The following is an 18,997-nucleotide window of genomic DNA, read 5'->3' as shown; positions in this document are numbered from 1 at the left end:
TAAAATGTAGTTTAAACAGGATATAAAGAAATTAGTGGAAAATTGTCCGGAATATTTGAGAAACATGTCCTTTTGTAAATCTAAAAATATTTATTCCCTTGACTTCACACAAGATGAGGAATACAGAAGCCTGATACTTATACCTGGCCTTCCCCTTTAAGAATTAAAGCAAAAACTGAATAATTAAGCATATCGCTATAATTTGCCCCAACACCTTCGGAAACTAAAGTTTTACCTTTGTTTTCTTCAATTTGTTTTACCCGCAGAAGCTTCATTAGAATAATGTCGGTCAGGCTGCTAATCCTCATTTCTCTCCAGGCTTCCCCATAGTCGTGATTTTTGTTCATCATCAGATCAAGTGTTTCCTGTACTTTTTCATCATAAAGCTTCATCACTTCTTCTACAGGCAATTCCATTTCCTCACTCTTATCCAGGGTAATTTGAATTAAGGCAATTATACAATAATTGATTATCCCGATAAATTCAGACTGGATATCTTCGTGTATTTTTTGGGTTCCTTTTTCCTGTATTGATCTAATCCTTTTGGCTTTGATAAAAATCTGATCAGTGATGGAAGGAAGTCTTAATATTCGCCAGGCGGTTCCATAATCTTTTGTTTTCTTTTCAAAAAGATTTCGGCACATGCCTACCACTTCTTTATATTGTTCTACGGTTTTCGATGACTCAGACAATGGTTATTTTATTTATTTTATTGAGATAAATATTTTGCGCAAATATCCTTTTAATTTTTCATAAGGGTGAAAAATTTAACCCACTTTTAGAAATTTGAAAAAAAATTGTAATAATTACATTTTTCAATTGTCTATTATTTACTATCCAGTTATTGAATAAACTGGTCAATTGTACTAATTCCAAACATAATCAACAAAGTTATAATTGCGAAATATAGAAGTTTTAAGTCCGCACTTCATAAATGTAAAAGGCAGGCTGATCAGGCTGGATAAACCCCTGATCATGGGAATATTAAACATCACACCCGATTCATTTTATGACGGTGGTAAGTGGTTTAACAATGCTGAAAAATTAGCTACTCAGGCCACACAAATGATAAAAGACGGTGCTTCCATCATCGATATTGGTGGATACTCCTCCCGCCCAGGAGCCGATCATATCAGTGAAGAAGAGGAGATAAGAAGAGTAGTAGAAGCTATTGAGGTCATCAAAAACTGTCATCATCAAATTTTAATTTCAGTGGATACCTTTCGGGCAAATGTGGCTAAAAAAGCAGTGGAAAGTGGCGCAGATATTATAAACGATATTTCTGGTGGAAATCTCGATGAAAGGATGTTTGAAACAGTGGCAAATCTGGGCGTTCCTTATATTCTCATGCATATGAGGGGAACTCCTCAAACTATGCAAAAATTCACCAAATACGATGATTTACTTTTGGAAATGATCGACTATTTTCAGGAAAAAGTTTACCAGCTCAGGAAATTAGGCTGCAAGGATATAATAATTGACCCTGGATTTGGATTTGCAAAAAATTTAAATCAAAATTATTTGATTCTTAAGCAATTAGATCAATTTAATATATTAAATTTACCCATGCTGATTGGGCTTTCCCGAAAAAGCATGATTTATAAAAAGTTAAACATCCTACCTGACCTTGCCCTTAATGGCACTACTGCTTTAAATGCAATTGCCATTGAAAAAGGAGCTGCCATCCTGAGGGTTCATGATGTGAAGGAGGCAAGGGAAATCGTTGACTTACTAACAGACAATTAATATTCTTCCTTTTGTAACTATTCTGATATGGACTGTAATTATCGTACATTTTTTTGTACTGACAACTAACTGTATGGAATTTTCTAAAGAAAAACTTAACACAAAAAAGGATAATTTTTAGATTTGACAAAATTAAACTGAATTTGTTTGTACCCTTAATTAAATTATTACTTATACCTTAAAGTGATTTGACGTTTACCTATTAAAATATATTTTTTTGAAGCATAGTAACTAACCGGTATTTTTAAATTTATGTTAGGATTTCATGTTGGTTTTCTGGAGATTCGGTGGGTTGATATCCTGGATATCGCTCTGGTTACCATCCTATTGTATAATTTATACAAACTTATTCGGGGAAGTGTTGCGCTAAAAGTATCCATTGGGTTTCTTTCTATTTATCTCCTTTACCTTGTAGTAAAAGCCACCGAAATGGAACTGCTTAGTTCTATTCTTGGTCAATTTATGAGTGTTGGTGTTTTGGGTGCCTTAATTATTTTCCAAAATGAAATCAGAAAGTTTCTTTTACTTGTGGGGAAAACAACCTCTCTCAGAGATTTCACTTTTTCCAATATTTTCAGCTTCGGCAGATCCATGGAGAAAGATAATTATGATATTTCCCCAATTATTGAAGCCATAAAAGTTTTGGGTGGTACAAACACAGGCGCATTAATTGTCATTTCAAGAAATGACGATCTTAAGTTTTTTGTAGAAACAGGAGATGTTTTGGACGCTCAGATTTCCAAAAGACTTTTAATGAGTATTTTTTATAAAAATAGTCCACTTCACGATGGAGCTGTCATTATTCATGACAATAAAATAGTGGCGGCAAGATGTATTCTGCCAGTTTCTGATAATCAGAATATTCCTGCTTCCATGGGATTAAGACACCGTGCCGGAATTGGAATTTCAGAGGTAAATCATGTAGCGGTTTTAATTGTATCTGAAGAAACAGGGCAATTATCCTATGTTTTCAATGGAAAAATCTTCCATAACCTTTCCCCATTGGAAATAAGAAGAAAACTCAACGAATACCTTTCTGGAAAATCTATTAGCAAATCGATTGTAGCTCCTGAAGATGGGGATATAGCCGATCAGGAACAGGAAAAAGTCCAAAGTGCCTAATTCTTTAATGACAAGACTTCACAAAGCTGCAAAGAGATTTTTTTCTTTTTTTATCACGTTTGCACTCTTTGTTATTTCCATTCCCCTTTTTTATAAACTTACTTTTTATACCCACCTCGATTTTACAGCCCACGTAAACCAAACTATACAGTTTTTGGAAACCGGCTACTGGAGACCAAACTTTTTATACTATTTTTTAATAGCCAGCTTGTCTTTATTTTCTACCTCACCGGCAAAATTATACATGGCTACTACTTTAGTAATGGCACTTTCCATTGCCTTTAAATATTATGTGACAGAAAAAGTACTTTCAGACCTGTCTACCAAAACGAATCAGGTCACAAACGTTATTTTACCTCTCTGTTTCATTTTTCTATTTTCCCTTCCTGTAGCCTATAATCACTGGTATTTTGGCCAGCTGCCACCCAACGTTTGGCATAATAGCACTACCATTTTTCTCATGCCATTTGCCATTTTGTTATTCTGGAATTCATGGAAATTTGCCCAAACAGGCTTAAACAAATTCTTTTATTTTACACTTTTATTTTCGCTGATTAACATCCTGATAAAGCCCAGCTTCGTTTTCTGTTTTATTATAATTTATCCACTTTGGCTTTGGTGGAAAACTGGTTTCTCTAACCGATTGCTTAAAGGAATAATTATCGTTGTTATTTCCATATTTTTAATCCTTTCCCAATACGCCATCCTATATTTTTATCCAGAGAGTAAAGAGGCGCTGAGCGGAAATACAGGCGGGGTTAAAGTAACTCTATTCCATGTTTGGGGTAAGTATTCTGAAAATATTTTCATCTCCTTCTTACTATCTATTCCATTCCCCATTGCGGTATTGAGTAAATACCACAAAGCTGCTTTTAAGTCGGATTTATTTCTATATGCACTTGGATTATTCCTTGCAGGTATCATGATTTTCAGTGTGCTTACCGAAACCGGAGCAAGAGAGTTTCATGGAAATTTCATGTGGCAGACCGTGGTTTGTAATTATTTATTTTATCTATCCTGCCTGGTTATTTTCCTCCAGGAAAGTCAGTTTATTCAAAACTTTCCCAATAAATTAATGAAGCAGCCTACTCCAGATAAACTTATTATACTGATTTTCAGTATTCAATTTATTACAGGTCTGGGCTATTTACTCAGGTTATTCATAAGAGGTTCTTATTCCTAATTTCCTTAAACCAGAAACATTAAATAAGCAACAGAATTTTGGGGCTAATTATCAACTTATTAACCCACTGATACACCTTTCTTATTTCTTTTAGACAAACTTTCTGCTAGTTACACTAGTCTTCCCCTACTAAAACCACAATAGATCGGCTTTTTAATTTATAGGTATTTTCCTCCACCATGGAAGCTTTTTCAAAAGGAATAAAATCTTCAGGATGAGGCAAGGAAGTGTCAATTACCCTTTTCCATCCTATTCCTGAAAAGAGTGGAGGAATCTCAAATTTCAAATCACCCCAATAAGCATTGATCATCACGTGAATATGGCCATTGGTTTTATGATTACCAATGGTAAAGGCAAGTGTCCGGGAATTTACTCCCCAATCCGGCTTATTTAGTTTTATACCATGCCATTTGATATTTGATTCCTTCGGATTTTTCTTATCCTCTATCCAAAATTTTTCTTCGTGAAGAATATCATATCTCTTAAACAAATTATGATTGAGATTTTTCACAAACTCAAGTACATCCTTATGTTTTTGGGTAAGGTCCCAATCGAACCAGCTTATTTCATTATCCTGACAATAAGCATTATTGTTTCCTCCCTGTGTTCGCCTTACTTCATCACCCATCAGCAACATGGGCGTTCCTTGTGAAAGCATTAAAATGGTAAGGTAATTTTTTATTTGTTTAAGTCTTAATTTTTCGATCTCAGGGTTTTGGGTTTCCCCTTCTTCCCCACAATTCCAGCTATTGTTATCATTCATGCCATCTCGATTGTCTTCCCCATTTGCCATGTTATGTTTGGAATTATAGGAAACCAGATCATTTAGCGTAAAACCATCGTGGCAGGTAATAAAATTTACACTTCTGTTAGGGTCACGGTTGATTCCCGAGAAAAAATCCGGACTGCCAATAATCCGCTGCACCGTTCCACCTGCCATCGACTTATCCCCTTTAATAAACTTCCTGATATCATCCCTGTACATACCATTCCATTCCGACCATTTATCGCCAATAAATCGGCCCACCTGATATAATCCTGCAGCATCCCAGGCTTCGGCAATAATTTTTGTCCCGGCTAAAACCGGTTCCGATTCGATTTCCCATAAAACTGGCGGGTTTTCCATTGGCACTCCTTCCTCATCTCTGGAAAGTACAGAAGCCAGATCAAAACGGAAACCATCAATATGCATTTCTGATACCCAATATCTGAGAGAATCCATAATCATTCTCCTGACAATAGAATGGTTGCCATTCAGGGAATTACCACACCCGGTATAATTGGCAAACCGATAACTGTCTTTTTCAAAAGAATAATAGGCAATGTTTTCTAACCCTTTGAAGCATTGTATTGTACCATTATCCCCAACCTCTGATGTATGATTATAAACCACATCCAGGATCACTTCAATTCCTGCCTTGTGCAAGGCTTTCACCATATCCTTAAACTCATTTACAGTTTTGAGAGGGTCATCTGTGGTTCCATATGCATGATGAGGGGCGAAAAAACCAATTGGACTATATCCCCAGTAATTTGTTCCGTTAGGAGCATCCTGTGGATCAAATTGGTGAACAGGCATCAATTCTACTGCTGTAATGCCCAACTCCTTGAGATAGGGTATTTTTTCTATTAATCCCAAATAGGTTCCCCTTAATTTATCATTTACTCCCGAGTTAGGGTTTTTGGTAAATCCTGCTACATGTAATTCGTAAATAATCGTTTTCTTATAAGGGATTTGTAAGGGCTGGTCATCTTCCCAATCGTAATTATCCGGATCAACCACAACACTTTTCATGGCTTTTCCAAAATTATTTTCCCCTACTTTTTTGGCCGCATTTCTGTCATAATTTTCTCCCAGAGCAATTGCCTTGGCATAGGGATCAAGTATCAATTTAGATTCATCAAACCACAACCCTTTTTCTGGATTAAACTCTCCATGAACTCTATAACCATATAGTTGACCTTCCTTTATTCCCGGCACGAATATATGCCAATAATAAAAAGTTTTATTTTCTTCAGGATCAAGAGGAATAATTTTACTTGGAGTGGCATCCTCCACTTTGTCGAAAAACAACAATTCAACTGCCTGGGAATTTTTGGAGAAAACACAAAAATTAACACCTTCTTTGTTTATGGTGGCTCCTAAGGGAAAACTTTGTCCTGTTTGGGTATTGATCTTCATATATTTTTAATATTATCAAATTCTCCTGACTTCAGAAGTCAAAATTGATTGACTAGTCCAATTCAGGAAATTGGGTTGAAAGAAGCTTTAACTTACGGATTTGAGATAATGGCTTTTTTAATTCATATTCATCAAAGCTCCTGGTCTGTGGAGAAAGTGATGAATAAAGCAGTTTTGGTAATTTGATGTCTTAAACTTACTCAGAATTTTTAAAAATCAAATAATTTGGGTGTGGTTCTTTAATGTTTCCGATCAGACTAAATAATTAAGCTACATGTTATTCAAACTTTAATCCTGGCAACCAGGTAACCATTTCCGGAAATAAAACAATCATTCCTAACATTAATAGCTGAATAACTATGAAGGGAATAATTCCTTTGTAAAGGTGCACTGTTTTGACTTCAGGAGGGGCAACTCCTTTCAAATAAAATAAAGAGAATCCGAAAGGTGGAGTAAGAAATGAGGTTTGCAGATTCATTGAAACTAAAATTGCTATCCAAAGCAAATCCATTTGATAGGCGGCAAAAACCGGAGTTACTACAGGCATGAAAATGAAAATAATTTCAATAAAATCGATAAAAAAGCCTGCTATAAATATCCCTACCATTACAAATGCCAAAAAGGCATAAGGACTCATTTCCGTTTCCCGAATAAAATTGATCAAAGCATCATCTCCCTCAAGCCCCCTGAATACCAAACCAAAAACTGTCGCCCCCACCAGAATGATAAATACCATACAAGTTAGGAATGTTGTTTCTTTCATCACATCAGTGAGCACTTTCTTGGTAAGTTTTCCTTCCAGAACGGTGAGGATGGTAGCCATCAGAGCCCCAACTGCTGCTGCTTCAGTTGGAGAAGCAATGCCTAAAAATATGGAGCCCAACACTGAAAAGACCAGCAAAAGAGGCAAAACAAATGCCCTGAATAATTTGCTGTAAAAATCTTTTTCCTTAAAAGCATCAATTTCCTCTTTTGGCACAGATGGTGCAGCACTTGGTTTTATAATTGCCACTACGACTACAAAAAGGATGTAGCATAAAACCAACAAAACCCCGGGAACAATCGCCCCAATAAATAAATCACCAACGGAAATGTTCATGACACTTCCCAACAATACAAGCACAATGCTTGGAGGAATAATCTGTCCCAGAGTTCCAGCTGAAGCGATTGTACCGGTGGCCAGTTCAGGACTGTATTTTCTTTTGAGCATGGTAGGCAAACTCAGTAAACCCATTGTAACTACAGTCGCTCCTACAATTCCGGTGGATGCGGCCAGCATAGCTCCAACCAAAATTACTGCAATGGCCAATCCTCCTTTAATTCTTCCCAAAAGCATGGCCATGGTATTCAGCAACCTCTCGGCAATTCCAGATTTCTCCAGCATTACCCCCATATAAACAAACAGGGGAACTGCAATCAGGATAAAATTGCTCATGGTGCCATAAATCCGAAGGGGCAGTAAGTTAAAAAACTCTACATCCAGAAAAATTAATCCAAAAATTATAGAAACTCCTGCCAGGGTAAAAGCCACAGGGTAACCCAACAGAATGAGAATAATCAGAACAAGGAAAAGTAAAAGTGCTTCCATCTAGTTTGTTTTGTTAGTATTTAAGTTGCTCCACTTATTTTTATATAACTGGCATTCTGCCCTGAAACGGTTTATACCCTATTTGAATCCTTTTCATTATCAGGCTGAGGTTTATCTAAAACCGTAAGTAAAGAGGAAAAAATCAGGGAAATTCCCTGAATTAGCAGAAAGAAAAAGCCAATAAAAATGGAACTTTTAATAATGTACCGGGCAGGTAAACCACCAGCATCATTTGAGCCTTCTGCCAGTTTATAGGAAGTAGCTACATAAGGGAGACTCGATTTGATTATAATAATACAAAATGGAATAAGAAAAATAATACTTCCAATTATATTGACCCAGGCCTGGCCTTTTGGAGATAGCTTTTGATAAAAAACATCTACACGTACATGTTTATCATGCTTTAAAGTATAAGCTGCACCCAACAAAAATATCAGGGCAAACAAATGCCATTGTAATTCAAAAAATGCCACCGAAGATATACTGAAAATATTTTTTATGGCCACATCGAGACAAATAACTATTACCAAAATACTACTCAGCCACGCTATTGCTCTCCCCAGATTCTCATTTATTTGGTTAACGATGTGAATATAGGTTTGTAAAAATTTCATTTTCTTATACACTTTTGCAGACTCAGGGTGGTCTTTGAAGATTTATTCAGATAATTTTTGAAAAACTAAAATTAAGGTGAAAATGGGATTTTCCTAACTATAAGGGCATAAAAAAAGTCCGACAAGCTGCCGGACTCCAATTCAATTTTCTCTGGTTAGGACAACCAACCATCAACTTCATCCTTTGTTGGGTTTTTCACATCCTTAAGTTTGAGCTTTTTCCTCATGCCACAAACATCATTAAACAATTTAGAAGGACTAGATTTCTTTACCTCCTCAATGGTTAGCAATCCAAGTTGCTGAATGATTGGTACCAACTCTTCTCTTATGCCCAATTTCACATAATCTTCTACTGTAGCATATTTTGGTTTCTTTTCAGGTTTCATTTGTGGGAAAAATAAAACATCCTGAATAGAATTTGAATTCGTCATGATCATACTGAGTCTGTCAATTCCAATTCCTAAACCAGCTGTGGGTGGCATACCATATTCCAAAGCTCTCAGGAAATCTTCATCCAGCACCATAGCTTCATCATCTCCTCTTTTTCCCAATTCCAGTTGTTCCTCAAATCTTTGTCTTTGGTCAATTGGATCGTTTAGTTCAGAAAAAGCATTACAAATTTCTTTTCCGTTACAAATCGCTTCAAACCTTTCTACTAATCCTTCTTTGTCTCTGTGTTTTTTAGCCAATGGAGACATTTCCACAGGATAATCAGTAATGAAAGTCGGCTGGATTAAATAAGGCTCACATTTTTCACCAAAAATTTCATCAATCAACTTCCCTTTTCCCATTGTATCATCAATTGGCACATTCAGTTTTCTGGCGGTTTCTCTTAGTTCATCTTCACTCATTTCCGAAATATCAATTTCAGTGAAGTGCTCAATTGCCTCATACATGGTAAACCTTTTCCAGGGTCTTTGGAAATCAATTTTATTTTCGCCCACCTGCACCACAGTATCTCCATGAAGTTTCATGGCTATTTTTTCTACCATTTCCTCCACCACATCCATCATCCAGTTGTAATCTTTGTAGGCCACATACAACTCTATCTGGGTAAATTCCGGATTGTGGAAACGGCTCATTCCTTCATTCCTAAAGTCTTTTGAGAATTCATAAACTCCATCATAGCCTCCTACAATAAGTCTTTTTAAATACAATTCATTGGCAATTCGCATATAAAGCGTCATGTCCAAAGTATTGTGATGGGTTTTAAAAGGCCTTGCAGCTGCCCCCCCATAAATAGGCTGAAGAATAGGTGTTTCTACCTCAAGATAACCCTTATCATTCAGGTATTCCCTCATTACATTCATCAGCTGAGTTCTTTTGATAAAAGTCTCCCTCACCTGAGGATTCACTACAAGGTCTACATACCGTTGTCTGTATCTTAATTCAGGATTTGTAAAAGCATCGTGTACCACACCCTCATCGTCTGTTTTAGGAAGTGGAAGTGGTTTTAAAGATTTTGTTAAAACTTTAAATTCAGTAACATGAATTGTAATTTCCCCAGTCTGGGTGGTAAACACATATCCTTTTACCCCGATGATATCCCCAATATCCAATAGTTTTTTGAATACGGTATTATACATGGTTTTATCCTCTCCAGGGCAAATATCATCCCTTCTCAGGTAAACCTGAATTCTGCCTGTAGCATCCTGAATTTCAGCAAATGCAGCACTTCCCATTATCCTAAAGCCCATGATTCTTCCAGCCAGGGAAATATCCTTGTACTGAAGCTTCATCCTTTCGTAATTTTCATGGATATCTTTACTATGGGCATTAACAACAAATAAATCAGCCGGATAAGGCTCTATGCCTAAATCCAACAATTTTTGTCTTTTTTCTCTTCTTAAAATTTCTTGTTCGCTTAAATGCTGCATCTTTTTAAAAATTTTTCCACCAACCTGTCTATATAAATGGACTTTCTCCATTATTTCCGACAAAATCCTTTTTTGTGTATTTTATCTCAACAATTTAGAAGTTTCAGGAAACAAAAATGTCTTAATTCAACTTCTAATATTATCAACTACCAATTCCCAATATTTTGCAAGGGCATTTATTGGGAAAAAACATGGGATCGGCAAAGTTAGAGAAGAATTTGAGTATATGATATAAAATAATTAATTTGTTAATAATTTTACTTCTGAATTGCCTGAAAGGGTACGGTACATTGATTTTTTAGAGATAAATTTCACGTCTTTTCTTTTAACCAATTAAGCCTTCTTCTGTCTTTTATTGTTTTTAGACTTTTCTGGAAAAACAATTTAGAATTTTGGCATACTTGGTTTAAAGTTTGCGCCAAACTATATTTGAATTTGCCATTTAATAAACAAATATTATTAGTAAATTCCAGGATTTTTTCAACGGCTGCTAAAGAGTACTTTTTTAATTAACAACAACACCGAATCCTCAAAACAAATAGTATAACTATCATATTACTTGACAGCACCAAAAAGACCTAACAGATTTTCTAACTAAATGAAACCTTTAAGGTTAATAATTCACGCGACTGTAGGGGGTATATTTTTAATCATTCTTACCCTGGCCGTCCTAATCAATAAAAGGATTGGGATACTGGAATTATTATTACCAAATGACATTAAGGGAGTAAAAGAAATGGTACTGGTGCCTGGAGGAAAGCTCACCTTAAAACACAGACCTGCCTATATTGACCCATCCGGGAATTATCAAAAAGTTTGGGTTTCGGCCTTTTATATGGATAAAACGCCTGTCACCAATCAGGAATTTGAAGAATATCTGAAAGCCGGAGGATTGCCTACCGCCTATTGGGAAGAAACTGAATTTCAGGATAAAAATAATCCGGTAACAGGAATTAGCTGGTATCAGGCTGTGGACTATTGTAATTGGAGAAGCAAAGCAGAAGGACTTTCGCCTGCTTACATTCAGGTAATGGATAAAGATAGCTGGGGCCAGCAAAAATGGGTAATTGCCCCACTTTCCAATGGTTACAGGCTTCCAAGCGAAATCGAGTTTGAATATGCCGCTTGTGGCGGGCATGAAAAGCATTATTACCCTTGGGGGAATTCCTTTAAAAATACTTTTGCCAATTTCGATAATGAAAAAGGAAATGAAATTGGTAACTGGGTTTATCTCGCTGATGTGTCATCTCAATATGAAAATGATTTTGGGTTGCTTGGTATGAGCGGAAATGTGTGGGAATGGACAGATGACTGGTATGAAGAAGGAAAAGTTAAAATCAGTAACAGAAAAAAATCGGCAAGGGAAAAGCCACATTTCTCCAAGGTTCTGAAAGGAGGTTCGTATGGGAGCCCTTCCAAAAAATTTCTTCGGGTGGCTTCTAAAAGCCATTCCACCCCAGGTAATTTTAATTTTGATATAGGCTTTAGGTGTGTGAGACCTATTTCCCTGCCTATGGTAGTCTCACGGGGAAAAACCAATATCGATTTGGATGTCCCCCACCAATTTTATACACCAAATTACCAGATTACTGATTTTAAGAATGTGGACTTTAAAAGATTCGATGATAAGTTCAACAAAAAGCTTGAAGTTTTTATAAAGGAAAATTATCCCAATTGCCTTTATTTTAGTGAAAACGTAGGTAAACAAAAAGTGCTTTCTCCAAAGGAATTAGCTGATTTGATTATTGAAGTTGCGCTAAACAATAAGGTTAATCCCATTTTTCTCACTGCAGTTTTAGCTTCGGAAAGTGGCTTTGCAAGTGCCGGATTGCCTCGCTGGTTTAATAATCCCCTGCATTTCAGGTGGAAGGAAAAACCCGTTCCAAAGGATAGTTATTATTCAGTTTTACCAAATCATTTTGATCGAAATAAGCAATACAGTGATTTAAGGGCAAATTTTACCGCTTTTTGCAAATTCATTCAAAAAGAACAAATAAAAGCAGCAGGCAAATCAGATTTATACGACTTTCAGCTTAATTATTTAGGAAAAGAAAATAAACGATGGTTTTATGTTTTCCCAAAAATTTATTTCGATTTGGCAGGCATGCCTGTTGGAGCCGATTTCCCGGAAAGAAACTTCGGAAAGCTTGTTTACACCAACTGGAACAGTTATACCCCAAGAGCACCTCTAAAAGCCAAAGTTCCTGTGAAAAAAGCTGAACCAAAGCTGGCCAACAAAAGACCAGAGGCAAACACAAAATACTTTTTAATTGTTGATTCTTTTGAGAACAATGACAAAGCAAAAACTTCTTTGGGTAAATTAATCAACTTTGGATTTGTTGGATCTGAATTGATTAATGTAAATCAGGAATATAATTTATCAATTGCACATTATTCTTCATTGGATGAAGCGCAATCTGCTCAAAGAAGCTTTAGTGAGTTGTACGATAACATCTGGATTTTAGAATTATAGCCCTCCAACTGAAAAATCATGATTATTTCAATGATTGCTGCAGTCTCCGAAAATAATATAATTGGCCAGGACAACAAACTAGCCTGGAATCTTCCTACCGACACAGCATATTATAAAAATACTATACAGGACAAAACCATCATCATGGGAAGAAAAACTGCTGAATCTCCTGATATGTTTTTTTCCAAGAAAAGAAATATTTTAATAACCAGAAAGGGAAACTACCAAAAGGAAAATTTTGAGGTAACCTCAGGCCTGGAAGAAGCTTTAAAACTACCAGAAGAAAATGAAGAAGTTTTTATTACCGGTGGAGGAGAAATTTATAAAATGGGAATGGAAATAGCCGATAAACTTTACATCACCAGAGTACATACAGTAATAGAAGGAGATACAAGTTTTCCTGAAATAAAGCCTGAATTATGGAAAATGATTTCCGAAAGAAAAATTGAGGCTGATGAAAAAAATGAGTACAGTTTTTCATTTTTGATTTACGAAAGAAAATAAGTGGAATGGAAAAATCAATCCATGAAAAATTCATGCAAATGGCCATAGACCTTGCGGTAGATGGTGTTCGATCGGGAAAAGGCGGGCCCTTTGGAGCCATTGTAGTAAAAGACGGAAAAATTGTGGGAAAAGGAAATAATCAGGTGACTTCCACCAATGATCCGACTGCCCATGCAGAAGTGGTCGCCATTCGGGATGCATGCAAAAAACTTAATACTTTTCAACTAGATGGATGCATCCTTTATACGTCCTGTGAACCCTGCCCGATGTGTCTGGGGGCCATTTATTGGGCCAGGCCGGATCAGTTATTTTATGCCTGCACGAAAGAAGATGCTTCAGAAAATGGCTTTGACGATTCCTTTATTTACAGGGAATTAGATTTAAAATGGGAAGATAGAAAAATCCCTACAAAACAAATCTCCAGACATGAAGGGCTGGAAACCTTTCTGGCCTGGAGAAATAAACCTGATAAAAAGCTTTATTGAAAAACTAAATCAGTCAGTTACCTTACTTTTAGCTTTTTTATCTTTAAGCATTTTTATGATTTTATCCTTATCCTTAAGTTGTTCTTTAAGGGTTTCTACCTGTTCCTTCAGGTATTTTATTTCCAAATCCTTAGAAAAGTCATCTTTTTTATCCTCTTCTTTTGTAGGCACAACTTCCTCTGAGTTATCCCATTCAAATTTTTGTTTGAATTTGTTGAACATATCGAACAGATCATCCATCCCCGGATTTCTGCCATTATTCGCTTGCCTGAATTTATTAAATCCTCTGGACATCATTTCCTTAATAAATTCATTTATCAGTGATTCTAATTTATCATCATTCTGCTTCATAATTTCTGGCTTTAATCTTAAGGCTTCAATTTAGAAAAAGAAGCCGATTTAATATTTACAGTAAATTTAACGAAATCTTTACTCTATTAAACAAAAAGATTCCTTGTATAGATTCATTTTAATTTAAAAGGTTCATTAGCTTTATATTAGGCTACTTAATTTCAGAATTCTGTGCTGCAAATAATCTTTATTTAGAAGGAATAATACTAAATGAAAGGCTCGTTTTAATATTATAAAAAGGGAATCATGCTTTAGGAATAATGCGAAATTCCCTAAAAAACAGGTATAAAAACATGTTAGAATCCAAATCTTTTTTTCTTGATTTTTTAGGATGATTGAAATTAGATTTATTTCTAATTTAGCTTTTTGAAAAAATTTCTGGCAGCAAACCGCTACCCTTTGATTTCTATTTTTTATGAATTTTTAGTTGGTAATTTAATTCACATTTAAGAGGATAAGGCAAAATAATATTAATAAATGCCCATAATTACATTCATATCCGATTTTGGTAATACTGATTTTTACGTTGCTTCCGTAAAAGCAGCCATCCTATGCCATTTCCCCAACCAGCAGATTATTGATATTTCTCACTCTACGGACTGTGGTAATATTGCTTATGCCGGATTTAATTTAAAAGCTGTTTACCAGGACTTCCCTGAAGGCACTATTCACCTGGTGGCTATAGGGACTACGGATAGTTTTCAAAACCAGCATTTATTGGTAAAAATAAACGGCCACTATTTTATAGGTCCTGATAACGGTATATTCAGCTTAATTACCGAAGAAGAGCCCGAAATTATTATTAACCTTTTCAAGCCCGACAATTGGATAAAATCATTTCCTGCCAAATCGATTTATGCCAATATCGTAGTTCGATTACTTAGCGGACATACTCCCGAAGAGTTTGGTGAGCCAATTTCTTATTTTCAGAAGAGAACTTTGGGAAGTGTTTCGGTAAATAAAAATCAGATTAAAGGGAAGGTAATTTATGTGGATTTTAATGGCAATCTCATTACCAATATTGACTTAGATACTTTTCAGAAAATCAGAAAAGAAAGACGGTATGAAGTTGAATTTGAGTATGAATCCATCAGAAAAATCACTCACCATTATTCTGTGGTAGAGTTTGGGGACTGTGTAGTTATTTTCAACAGTTTAGGCTATCTTGAAATTGCCATCAACCAGGGAAATGCCAGTAATTTACTGGGCATGACTGTCAATAGCCCGGTTTTAGTTTCCTTTCACCCTGAAATCAATTGAATTTAACATTTCTTTAACAAATTTTCATTGCTTTAAAATGTAAGTTTGTGACGCGTCAAATTTTTAGTAAATTGAATTTCCTCAATCATATTAATTGCGAGGGAATCCATCTCTTTATCAAGTAGTTGATGCAGGACTGATGGAGCTTTTTTACCAACTTGACTTTTACAAACACATTATCGATTTTATTTTTTTACTAAAATTTTTTAAAATGAAAACACACAAATTTCTACCCATTTTTATCGCCATTTTTACATTAGGACTTTGCAGTGCTGAACTATTCGCACAAATTCAAATGCCTCAGCCAAGCCCTGCTGCCAGTGTAACTCAAAAGGTTGGACTTACCAACATCACGGTGGAATATTCTTCGCCTGGAGTAAAAGGGAGAAAGGTTTTTGGTGAATTACAAAAATTTGGCACTACCTGGAGAGCAGGAGCAAACCAGCCTACAAAAATTACTTTCAGTACCGCTGTAAAAGTAGGAGGAAAAGAACTTAATGCGGGTTCATATGCTATTTCAATCAAACCTATGGAAAGTGGAGACTGGACAATCTACTTACACGGTGATGGAAAAAGCATTTTCACCTACTTCAATCAGGGAAATGTAGATGAAGCTAAATTAGAATCGGAAGCTGCTGTAAAATTAAGTGCTACTCCAAAACAACTTTCTGATGCAGTGGAAAGATTAGTTTATGTAATTTCTGCAGGAGATAACAAAACAGGAAAAGTTTCTATGGCCTGGGATAAAACTATGGTATCTTTTGATGTAGATACAAATCCAGAGGGTATTATTGAGAGCATGAAAAATTCCTTGAAATAAGAAATTCCAATTTTATAATAGTGGTAAGTTCGCTTGCCACTATTTTCCCTTCTATCTGCTCATTACTTCCACTTACTATCAAAAAGAAAAAAATTCAGACCTTTTCACCCTGGAAATTGTTAATTCATAAAAATCCAATAGATATTAAGGATTCCATTTTCCATTTTTGTTGAGAATAATATTCAAACTTTTTTATTTGTCAAACACTTTCTCTCAAAGCACAAATTAATTCTGGCATGTCTCATAAACCAATAAAATCAGCCTTCATATTGTTGGCAATTTTAATTTTACCATTTGAAATTTTAGCTCAGGCAGGCCCTGATCCCTCTAAAAACTCTTCAGAAATAAAACATGCCCTAAATAAATTACAGGTATTGGGTTCAGTGCTTTATGTAGCAGCCCACCCGGATGATGAAAATACCCGGATGATTACCTACATGGCTAATGAAAAAGGCATGAGAACAGCTTATCTTTCCTTAACCAGAGGCGATGGTGGTCAAAACTTAATTGGTAAGGAAGTAAGAGAACAAATGGGTTTGATCAGAACTCAGGAGTTACTGGCAGCCAGAAGAACAGATGGGGGGGAACAGTTTTTTTCCAGAGCCAATGATTTTGGATACTCCAAACATCCGGATGAAACCCTTACCATATGGGATAAAGAAAAAGTACTGGCAGATGCCGTTTGGGTAATCAGAAAGTTTAAACCTGATGTGATCATTACCAGATTTTCTCCTTATCGGGATGGAGAAACACATGGCCACCATACAACCTCAGCCAAAATTGCCCTTGAAGCCTTTTCAGCAGCAGCCGATCCCAACAGGTTTCCGGAACAATTGGAATTTGTAGCACCCTGGCAGGCCAAAAGAATTTTATGGAATACTTCATGGTGGTTTTTCCGCACCCAGAAAAATCATGATTATTCCCAATACCTCAAAATAGATGCAGGAGCTTACAATACCCTTTTGGGAAAATCCTATGGAGAGATTGCCGCAGAAAGCAGATCAATGCATAAAAGCCAGGGCTTTGGGGCAAGTAAGCAAAGAGGAAGTGAAATTGAATATTTAGGCCATTTGGCAGGGGATAGTGCTGCCACAGATTTATTCGAAGGAATTGTCACAAACTGGGATAGGGTAGATGGAAGTGAAAAGGTAAAAGCCCTTATTAAAAAGGCAATTGCCAATTATAATATTGAAAAGCCTTCTGCTTCACTGAGTACACTTTTAAAAGCACATGCAGAAATAACTAAACTACCTGCAGATAATCATTATGTAAACCTGAAAAAGCAGGAATTGGAAGATTTAATCTTACAGTGTGCAGGAATCTGGGCAGATGCCAACAGTAAAGTTTACAGTACTTCTCCCGGAGATAGTTTATTTGTGACAGCAAGAATTATTAAAAGATCAGAAGCAAAGGTTGTTCTAAAGGAAATCGATTATCAATATACCAAAATTAAAAATGATTCTCTGCTGGAGTTTAATAAGCTGGTTTCTGTTTTGGATTCTTTTAAAATACCCACTAATCTCTCTTACTCACAACCCTACTGGCTCAAAGAAACTCCTCTAAAAGGTATGTTTCAGGTAGAAAACCAGGAATTAATTGGTTTACCAGAAAATGAACCACCTTTGTCAGTAATTTATGATTTGGAAATTGAAAGTGAAGGGATCAATAGGGAAATATCTTTAGTTACTCCGGTAATGTACCGATGGGTTGACCCGGCTGATGGGGAAAAATACAGACCGCTTGCAATTGCTCCTCCGGTTACAGCCAATATTGCCGAACAGGTTTATATTTTTGCCAATCAGGAAGCCCTTCCTGTTAATATTGTTTTAAAATCAAACACTCAAGATATTGAAGGAGAATTGACTTTGGACCTGCCAAAAGGCTGGAAAGTTTCTCCTGATAAAATTCCTTTTAGTTTTAAAGAAAAGTTTGAAGAATTAAACACCACATTTCAGGTAACTCCTCCAGTAGGTCAATCTATAGGAAAGGTAAAAGCATTGGTAAAAATTGGTGACCAGATTTTAGATTACAGCCTTAAAATCATTGACTATCCACACATTCCTGTTCAAACCATTTTTCCGAAAGCGGAAGCCAAACTGGCCAAACTGGACATTCAGATTCAGGGTAAAAAAATTGGTTATATTATGGGCTCTGGAGATGCAGTTCCCGAAGCATTAAGACAAATTGGTTATACAGTAGATATTCTTTCCGATGAAGATATCAACACTGATAACCTGAGCCAGTATGATGCAGTTATTACCGGAGTTCGGACATATAACACCAATAGCCGAATGAAATTTCATCAAAAATATTTAATGGAATATGTGGAAAAAGGTGGAAATGTAATTGTTCAATATAACACCAGCCGTACACTTTCTATGGATTTAGGACCTTACCCATTAAAAATTTCCCGTGACAGGGTAACTGTGGAGGAAGCTGAAGTAAAATTGCTTAACCCAAATCACGAAATTCTTAATTTTCCCAACAAAATTACAGAAGCTGATTTTGATGGCTGGGTACAGGAAAGAGGACTTTATTTCCCAAATGAATGGGATAATAAATATGAAGCGATTCTTTCTATGAATGATCCTGGGGAAGAGGCTAAATCTGGCAGTTTGTTAGTTACTCAATATGGAGAAGGGAATTATATTTACACGGGTTTATCCTTTTTCAGAGAATTACCAGCCGGAGTTCCCGGAGCTTACAGACTATTGGCCAACCTGATTGGATATGGAAAAAAAGAACCCTTAAAACTGGAAACTGCCAAGTAAGTAATCAACACTTCATCTAAA

General features: G+C 36.0%; 16 protein-coding genes. 10 read left to right on the top strand and 6 right to left on the bottom strand.

Translation table 11 applies throughout. From position 1 onward, the window contains the following. Positions 1 to 137: 137 nt before the first annotated feature. A complete protein-coding gene (locus tag A3EM_RS0134120) occupies positions 138 to 644 on the bottom strand; it encodes a DUF1599 domain-containing protein (RefSeq protein ID WP_044240725.1) in 507 nt (168 codons plus the stop codon). Between the two features lie 253 nt (positions 645 to 897). Here A3EM_RS0134120 and folP point away from each other — a divergent pair, with 253 nt between their 5' ends. From folP to A3EM_RS0134105, 3 genes are all read left to right on the top strand, one after another. Next, positions 898 to 1,746, top strand: coding sequence for a dihydropteroate synthase (folP, locus tag A3EM_RS0134115; RefSeq protein WP_020532747.1), 849 nt, complete (start codon positions 898 to 900; stop codon positions 1,744 to 1,746). A gap of 252 nt (positions 1,747 to 1,998) precedes the next feature. Further along, the gene (gene cdaA, locus A3EM_RS0134110; protein WP_020532746.1) at positions 1,999 to 2,868 is read left to right on the top strand and encodes a diadenylate cyclase CdaA; all 870 of its coding nucleotides are present in this window, start codon (positions 1,999 to 2,001) and stop codon (positions 2,866 to 2,868) included. 7 nt (positions 2,869 to 2,875) lie between these two features. After that, a complete protein-coding gene (locus A3EM_RS0134105) occupies positions 2,876 to 4,051 on the top strand; it encodes a hypothetical protein (RefSeq protein ID WP_020532745.1) in 1,176 nt (391 codons plus the stop codon). Positions 4,052 to 4,166: 115 nt separating this feature from the next. On the opposite strand, the gene glgX is transcribed toward A3EM_RS0134105, so the two are convergent. Beyond that, on the bottom strand, positions 4,167 to 6,233 hold the full coding sequence (glgX, locus tag A3EM_RS0134100) for a glycogen debranching protein GlgX (protein WP_020532744.1): 2,067 nt from the start codon (positions 6,231 to 6,233) through the stop codon (positions 4,167 to 4,169). A 48-nt stretch (positions 6,234 to 6,281) separates the two neighbouring features. Between glgX and A3EM_RS47830 the strand changes: the two genes are divergently transcribed. Beyond that, positions 6,282 to 6,419, top strand: a complete 138-nt coding sequence (locus tag A3EM_RS47830; protein ID WP_020532743.1) for a hypothetical protein — start codon at positions 6,282 to 6,284, stop codon at positions 6,417 to 6,419. A 91-nt stretch (positions 6,420 to 6,510) separates the two neighbouring features. Here A3EM_RS47830 and A3EM_RS0134090 read toward each other — a convergent pair whose 3' ends face one another. From A3EM_RS0134090 to lysS, 3 genes are all read right to left on the bottom strand, one after another. Beyond that, entirely contained in the window at positions 6,511 to 7,821 is a 1,311-nt protein-coding gene (locus tag A3EM_RS0134090) for a TRAP transporter large permease (RefSeq protein ID WP_020532742.1), read from the bottom strand. Positions 7,822 to 7,892: 71 nt separating this feature from the next. Next, complete coding sequence (locus tag A3EM_RS44535; RefSeq protein ID WP_044240723.1) at positions 7,893 to 8,435, bottom strand: TRAP transporter small permease subunit; 543 nt, start codon at positions 8,433 to 8,435, stop codon at positions 7,893 to 7,895. Between the two features lie 155 nt (positions 8,436 to 8,590). Then, a complete protein-coding gene (lysS, locus tag A3EM_RS0134080) occupies positions 8,591 to 10,312 on the bottom strand; it encodes a lysine--tRNA ligase (RefSeq protein ID WP_026210752.1) in 1,722 nt (573 codons plus the stop codon). A gap of 598 nt (positions 10,313 to 10,910) precedes the next feature. Here lysS and A3EM_RS0134075 point away from each other — a divergent pair. The 3 genes from A3EM_RS0134075 to A3EM_RS0134065 are packed head-to-tail and all read left to right on the top strand — an operon-like array spanning position 10,911 to position 13,774. Beyond that, positions 10,911 to 12,785: a formylglycine-generating enzyme family protein gene (locus tag A3EM_RS0134075; protein ID WP_020532739.1), complete on the top strand. Its 1,875-nt coding sequence runs from the start codon at positions 10,911 to 10,913 to the stop codon at positions 12,783 to 12,785. An 18-nt stretch (positions 12,786 to 12,803) separates the two neighbouring features. Then, positions 12,804 to 13,289 carry a dihydrofolate reductase gene (locus A3EM_RS0134070; RefSeq protein WP_020532738.1) on the top strand — a complete coding sequence of 162 codons (486 nt, stop codon included), beginning with the start codon at positions 12,804 to 12,806 and terminating at the stop codon, positions 13,287 to 13,289. 5 nt (positions 13,290 to 13,294) lie between these two features. Further along, positions 13,295 to 13,774 carry a nucleoside deaminase gene (locus A3EM_RS0134065; protein WP_020532737.1) on the top strand — a complete coding sequence of 160 codons (480 nt, stop codon included), beginning with the start codon at positions 13,295 to 13,297 and terminating at the stop codon, positions 13,772 to 13,774. A gap of 9 nt (positions 13,775 to 13,783) precedes the next feature. On the opposite strand, the gene A3EM_RS0134060 is transcribed toward A3EM_RS0134065, so the two are convergent. Then, the gene (locus A3EM_RS0134060; protein WP_020532736.1) at positions 13,784 to 14,125 is read right to left on the bottom strand and encodes a DUF5320 domain-containing protein; all 342 of its coding nucleotides are present in this window, start codon (positions 14,123 to 14,125) and stop codon (positions 13,784 to 13,786) included. Between the two features lie 477 nt (positions 14,126 to 14,602). On the opposite strand from A3EM_RS0134060, the gene A3EM_RS0134055 reads away from it, so the two are divergent. From A3EM_RS0134055 to A3EM_RS0134045, 3 genes are all read left to right on the top strand, one after another. Beyond that, the gene (locus A3EM_RS0134055) at positions 14,603 to 15,385 is read left to right on the top strand and encodes an SAM hydrolase/SAM-dependent halogenase family protein (RefSeq protein WP_020532735.1); all 783 of its coding nucleotides are present in this window, start codon (positions 14,603 to 14,605) and stop codon (positions 15,383 to 15,385) included. Positions 15,386 to 15,596: 211 nt separating this feature from the next. After that, complete coding sequence (locus tag A3EM_RS0134050; RefSeq protein ID WP_026210751.1) at positions 15,597 to 16,205, top strand: DUF2911 domain-containing protein; 609 nt, start codon at positions 15,597 to 15,599, stop codon at positions 16,203 to 16,205. A gap of 236 nt (positions 16,206 to 16,441) precedes the next feature. Next, a complete protein-coding gene (locus tag A3EM_RS0134045; RefSeq protein ID WP_020532733.1) occupies positions 16,442 to 18,976 on the top strand; it encodes a PIG-L family deacetylase in 2,535 nt (844 codons plus the stop codon). Positions 18,977 to 18,997 lie beyond the last annotated feature (21 nt).

This window comes from Flexithrix dorotheae DSM 6795 (assembly GCF_000379765.1).
GTDB classification, from domain to species: domain Bacteria; phylum Bacteroidota; class Bacteroidia; order Cytophagales; family Flammeovirgaceae; genus Flexithrix; species Flexithrix dorotheae.
This window is presented reverse-complemented; position numbering and strand designations above follow the sequence as displayed.

Excerpts from the sequence above, each read along its gene's own strand:
- A3EM_RS0134065 (WP_020532737.1), top strand. The coding sequence starts at position 13,295 with ATGGAAAAATCAATCCATGAAAAATTCATGCAAATGGCCATAGACCTT.
- glgX (WP_020532744.1), bottom strand. The coding sequence starts at position 6,233 with ATGAAGATCAATACCCAAACAGGACAAAGTTTTCCCTTAGGAGCCACC.
- A3EM_RS0134120 (WP_044240725.1), bottom strand. The coding sequence starts at position 644 with ATGTGCCGAAATCTTTTTGAAAAGAAAACAAAAGATTATGGAACCGCC.
- A3EM_RS0134075 (WP_020532739.1), top strand. The coding sequence starts at position 10,911 with ATGAAACCTTTAAGGTTAATAATTCACGCGACTGTAGGGGGTATATTT.
- A3EM_RS0134045 (WP_020532733.1), top strand. The coding sequence starts at position 16,442 with ATGTCTCATAAACCAATAAAATCAGCCTTCATATTGTTGGCAATTTTA.
- cdaA (WP_020532746.1), top strand. The coding sequence starts at position 1,999 with ATGTTAGGATTTCATGTTGGTTTTCTGGAGATTCGGTGGGTTGATATC.
- lysS (WP_026210752.1), bottom strand. The coding sequence starts at position 10,312 with ATGCAGCATTTAAGCGAACAAGAAATTTTAAGAAGAGAAAAAAGACAA.
- A3EM_RS0134105 (WP_020532745.1), top strand. The coding sequence starts at position 2,876 with ATGACAAGACTTCACAAAGCTGCAAAGAGATTTTTTTCTTTTTTTATC.
- A3EM_RS0134090 (WP_020532742.1), bottom strand. The coding sequence starts at position 7,821 with ATGGAAGCACTTTTACTTTTCCTTGTTCTGATTATTCTCATTCTGTTG.
- A3EM_RS44535 (WP_044240723.1), bottom strand. The coding sequence starts at position 8,435 with ATGAAATTTTTACAAACCTATATTCACATCGTTAACCAAATAAATGAG.
- A3EM_RS0134070 (WP_020532738.1), top strand. The coding sequence starts at position 12,804 with ATGATTATTTCAATGATTGCTGCAGTCTCCGAAAATAATATAATTGGC.
- A3EM_RS0134055 (WP_020532735.1), top strand. The coding sequence starts at position 14,603 with ATGCCCATAATTACATTCATATCCGATTTTGGTAATACTGATTTTTAC.
- A3EM_RS0134050 (WP_026210751.1), top strand. The coding sequence starts at position 15,597 with ATGAAAACACACAAATTTCTACCCATTTTTATCGCCATTTTTACATTA.
- A3EM_RS0134060 (WP_020532736.1), bottom strand. The coding sequence starts at position 14,125 with ATGAAGCAGAATGATGATAAATTAGAATCACTGATAAATGAATTTATT.